We start from the raw sequence: 4,886 nt of genomic DNA on the forward strand, positions 1-4,886 counted from the left end.
CGCGAGGCCTTCATCGGCTGGGACAAGCCAACCAAGGGAAATAACCTCGCCTTTGTCGTCAATAATACTCGTTTTCTCATTTTACCCTGGGTCTCAATCAAATGCCTTGCTTCCAAACTATTGGCCATGAATACCCGCCGCATCGCTCTCGACTGGATGGCTGTCTATCAACAACCCGTATATCTTCTTGAAACGTTTGTGGAAAAAGAACGTTTTCTGGGAACCTGCTACAAAGCCGCAAACTGGATCTGCGTGGGGCAAACCAAAGGTACCGCCAAAAGGGGGCATGATCATCTTGTCCACGGTCTGATTAAGGATGTCTTTCTTTATCCTCTGCGGAAAGATTTTAGAGCGAAACTGATAGAAGGCAGATGAATTTTCGTTAGTTGATCCGGGCAGAAGCTCCAACCTCCGCCCGGATCGGAGGTAAACGTGATTCCCCTTCACAAATTTACCATCGGCAACATAGCGAAAAAGCTGATCAAGATCAATGAAAATCTGTCTGTGCTCCACAAGAATTCCTTCCCCAAGCCCCAGCTCCTGTCTCAGTATATCTTCCGGAAACAATTCGTTTCTATCGACCCCAAGGGGGATGCGCAGGGCGGATATGCATGCATGATCACCTCACTGATTGACTTTTCCTTTGTTCGCTCTCTGGCGGCGGATGCCTACAGCATCTTTGGGCCTCCCTGCTATGACCCGGCGACACTCTTTCTTTTGGATTTGTTTCGGCATGTTGACGGCTACCCCGACATGAACGCCTTTCTGACGGTGCTGCGGGATGAGAAAAGGGGGAGTGAATATCGGCGCTATGCCGGCGTTACTGAAAACATCCCTTCCCAAGGAACCTTCTCCAACTTCCGCAAGCGCATCGGAGAAAAAAGATACAATGACATCTTTCATGTCCTCGTGGACATCTTCCATGAGCTTGAAATGATTCGCTTCAAGATTATCTCCCATGACGGCACCCTCTATCCTTCCTGGGCCAGATACAAAGGCTGCACTTACTTCTGCAATGAATGCTCCCTGATAACCGTCCAGAATGTAATCGGAAAAGTCCGCCAGCGCATCCTCTATCGTCTTGATCATATGCCGGAAAATGGTCTGGGCTCGGATATCCGCGTCTATGCCGAATGTCCTTCCGATCGCTTCCCCAAAGACATCGAAAAACCAAAAATCGAGCTGTTCTCATTCCGCCTTGCCTTCTCTGATGGAGAACCTTCCCAGGAACAGATCAATACCGCCCTCCTCTTCGGCGTAAAAGATGAGCTGGATCGTCAGCAGCTTTGCATCCAGACAATACGCTCACATGTCAATGAAATCGATCTTGATGGCGCCATGACGATGGTCTGCCCCAAACTTCCCAAGGACACCGATGCCAGAGTAGGCGTCAGAAGGCATCCCTTATACCCCGACAAAAAAGAGAAGGTCTTCGGCTACAACGCCATTATCTCTACTTCTGTAGAACCTCTGCTGGGTATCGAACTGCCCGTGGCTGTCACAAACATTGCTGGAAACGCCGAAGAGGGAAGCTATCTTGTGATCAACAGAGAACAGATACTTAAGCATCATGCCTGTAAAACGGCGGTAGATTGCGCCGACTCAAAATACGACATCATCAGCAATTATAACTACATCCGCAACCAAGGCGCTATTCCCATCATCGACTACAACCGCAGAAATGAAAAACTCAAAAGAGATGATCTCCTGAAGCGGGGTTACGACCAGCAGGGAACACCCTTCGCCCCCTGCGGGCTTTTGACCTTCCCCAACGGCTTTGACCAGAAACGCCAGAGGCTGACCTTCTGTTGTTTCAAGCAATGCAAAAAGCTCAAAGCAAAGGCGCTCGAAGAACTGAATGCCAACTATAATTTAGCCATATGTCATCATATCGGCAACGAAACCGGCTATACGAAGCATATGTATGTCAAAGAGCATCCCCGGCTGACAAATGCCATCCCCCGGGGAACTAAAAAATATCAGGAACTAAAGCAACACCGTTCCGCCTCGGAGAGGATCAACAGCGCCGCCAAGGAGGATACGCCGATCCTCCGCAAGCCCAGAGTTCGTAACAAAAAAAGAGCCGACATCCTCGCCCAGATGACCGGAATCGTCATCATCCTGAAAAGGGCACTCTCTTTTGTTGCCAAAGTCACCACCCTCTTTAGAAAATACCTCAACGAATCCAACGCGGAAACCAAAAACAAACTGAAACTCCTCCTCAAACCGCCTAAAGTCCCCGCGTTCATCATGAAGCTGATCCAGCGGGAATGAATAACACTCAAGCACTTGCCCCACAAAATGTTCTGCCATCCACCATCCTCAACAGGTGCCGGAATGAACTACGCCTTTTTACTCGCTTTTTTGTGCCTTTGACCATCACTTGAACACCTCTTGGCTCGAAATCGCCAGTCAACTTACTTGCAGTTGACCCCGGAACCTCATTTTCTCCTAAAATCGCCATCGCCAAAGCCATGTTCCACCTTTTTCGGCACAAATGCCGCATACCAACATCGCGATACTAAATCACCTCAGTTATGATTAATTCATTGGTTAAAGCGTATATTAGCTTCAATGAGGCCGGGGCATTGCTGCCCCGGAAAATGGTGAAGGAAATCGTAAGGATTTCGCAATCCAGGCTGCTTCAATGAGGCCGGGGCATTGCTGCCCCGGAAAATGGGAGAGGAAGAATGGCTGACATGATCGATATGGAGCTTCAATGAGGCCGGGGCATTGCTGCCCCGGAAAATGGACCCTTCTGCAATCCAACAACTGTAAGCATTGAAATGCTGCCTTGCGAGCGCTCCTGCCAACATGGTGGAACATACGAGCAATCAGGAAAGACAACGGTCATCACACCACCTCCTTTTCACGAGAAATCAAGCTCTTAACTAACTACGAGCGCTGCCGTCCTTTTGCGCGGCACAACAGCGGTCGCGGGTTTGCGGCGACTTATCAGACAATTACAGGCGCCGGAACGATCGGCTCAAACGGTTTGCCGATACTGCTTACTCGTGGTTTTACAGCTTCAGCCGGTCCAAGATCAAGCAAAAGAACATGATCCTCCTTCTGGTTTACGATATCGCCCAGAACAGCCTCCAGTTGCACCTGGCGGGTTTTGCTCATTCTACATTGAAAAACAGATAACTGCACCCATTGGCCATAGCCGCGCATCGTTCTGTACACCCGCCGCCACCGCTTGGGCTCACTCACATCATAGCTGACTATAAAAAGATGCTCCATCGCCTCTACCTCGTTATAAAAACTGGAAATCCGGGAATCTCGCCGGCAAGATTCCTCGCCAGCAACCGCGCCTGCACCTCGAAGAGTCGCCGGTAGCTGATTCGGTAGCGAAAAATAGGATGAGTCACATCCTGGCTCATCCGCCGTTCAAACGTGGCGATAAAGCGTTTACGTCCACTTTCGTTGAGATTGCAGCTTCCCGCGGCATAAACAAAGTCGTCGGCGCGCACCTCGCCGTTGTTTACCGCCATCAGCACGACGGAATCAGCGACCAGCGGGCGAAACGGCTCCATCATGTCGAGCGAGAGCGCTGGCCGTCCGAAGCGAGGCTGGTGGTAGAACCCTCGATACGGATCAAGCCCCACCGCCGACAGCGTTATCGTCCATTCCCGCACCAGCATCGAATAGGCAAAAGAGAGCATCGCGTTGATCGGATCTCTGGGAGGCCTGCGATTACGGGTGGCAAAATCAAAACCGCAATTTTCGACATCCGTCTTCAACAGATTCCCGAACTGCTGAAAATAGCGCGCCGCCGCCGCGCCTTCGATCCCGAGAAGCGATTCCAGCGATGAAGCCTTGGCCGCCTGGCGAAGGTCATCCTGCATATTTATGAGCAGATCGGCGGGCGCCTTTTCATCCGCCTCCGAGCCACGCCAATTGCGGCGCAACAAGGTGCGGCAGTTGGCTATTTTGCCAATCACCATGCGCCGGGCAAGTTTCAGGCAGACCTCTTTATCGAAGCTTGCCCTGTACTGATTGGCGCGCGTCTCGACATTGCGGTGTCCGGTGCCCACAGTATGCCCGATAAACCATCCCCCGTATGAGTTATATGTAACCGGAATCTCGCGGCGCATGCATTCGTGCAGGGCCGGCGTGGTCAGCGCCGCATAGCCGTACAGCACCACCTGGGATGTCTCCCCGAGACGCGCTTCGGCCACCTTCTGTTTTTCCACCTCAATTATCAGATTGTCGCCATCCTTGCGGACATAGGCGCGGGGGGACTGCACATAAAGAGGCAACCCTTCTTCCTTTGCCGGAATAATCGGCCGTGGCTCAACCGGCGCATGAGACAGGAAACCTACCTCATCCGGCAGGCAGATCCCAACCAACGAGCAGTGCGGACATTTGGGGCTGTCTTCGAGCGGCGCGGGGACTTCACTTTGTAAAGCATTCCGAGAGATTTCGCCAATTGCCAACATGGTCAGTTCGATCAGCTCATCATCAAAGAGCACCCGCACCCGTTCCCGGGAGGCGCAGAAGTAGATCACCCCTTCATCTACCTTGTAGCCGTGCTCCCGCAACAGCAGTCCTTGCGCGCAGAGCTGCACCCTCTCGGGATTATAGACGTTCCCCGGAATATGCGGGCGCTTGCCGCGCTTGTAATCCACCGGCGAAACCAGCGCCCCCTCCCCTTCCACCAGATCCAGCTTGGCGATTATCCCCAATCTTTCCGACGACAAACTGACCGAACGAGCGTGGATGTTTTCCTCTTCTTCCGGCTGTTCGGGCAGCGCCGCGCCCCCTTTCTTATCCACCCGGCGATGACGGATCGACCCTTCCACGGTAAATTCATTATGGGCAAATTCACCCTGCACCCACATCAGATAGGCCAGCCGCGGGCAATAGACATGCTCATTCAGCAT

At 52.2% G+C, this 4,886-nt stretch carries 4 protein-coding genes; 2 read left to right on the top strand and 2 right to left on the bottom strand.

The window, feature by feature from the left end:
- A partial coding sequence (locus K0B01_14510) for a DUF4338 domain-containing protein (GenBank protein ID MBW6487354.1) occupies nucleotides 1–375 on the top strand: 375 nt, incomplete at its 5' end.
- 57 nt (nucleotides 376–432) lie between these two features.
- Entirely contained in the window at nucleotides 433–2,274 is a 1,842-nt protein-coding gene (locus tag K0B01_14515; GenBank protein MBW6487355.1) for a hypothetical protein, read from the top strand.
- A 681-nt stretch (nucleotides 2,275–2,955) separates the two neighbouring features.
- Here K0B01_14515 and cas2 read toward each other — a convergent pair.
- Both cas2 and cas1 read right to left on the bottom strand, forming a co-directional pair.
- On the bottom strand, nucleotides 2,956–3,243 hold the full coding sequence (gene cas2, locus K0B01_14520; GenBank protein MBW6487356.1) for a CRISPR-associated endonuclease Cas2: 288 nt from the start codon (nucleotides 3,241–3,243) through the stop codon (nucleotides 2,956–2,958).
- Between the two features lie 5 nt (nucleotides 3,244–3,248).
- On the bottom strand, nucleotides 3,249–4,886 hold a 1,638-nt coding region (cas1, locus tag K0B01_14525), incomplete at its 5' end, for a CRISPR-associated endonuclease Cas1 (protein MBW6487357.1).

Source organism: Syntrophobacterales bacterium, from assembly GCA_019429105.1.
Classification (GTDB): Bacteria; Desulfobacterota; Syntrophia; order Syntrophales; family UBA5619; genus DYTH01.

Excerpts from the sequence above, each read along its gene's own strand:
- cas2 (MBW6487356.1), bottom strand. The coding sequence starts at position 3,243 with ATGGAGCATCTTTTTATAGTCAGCTATGATGTGAGTGAGCCCAAGCGG.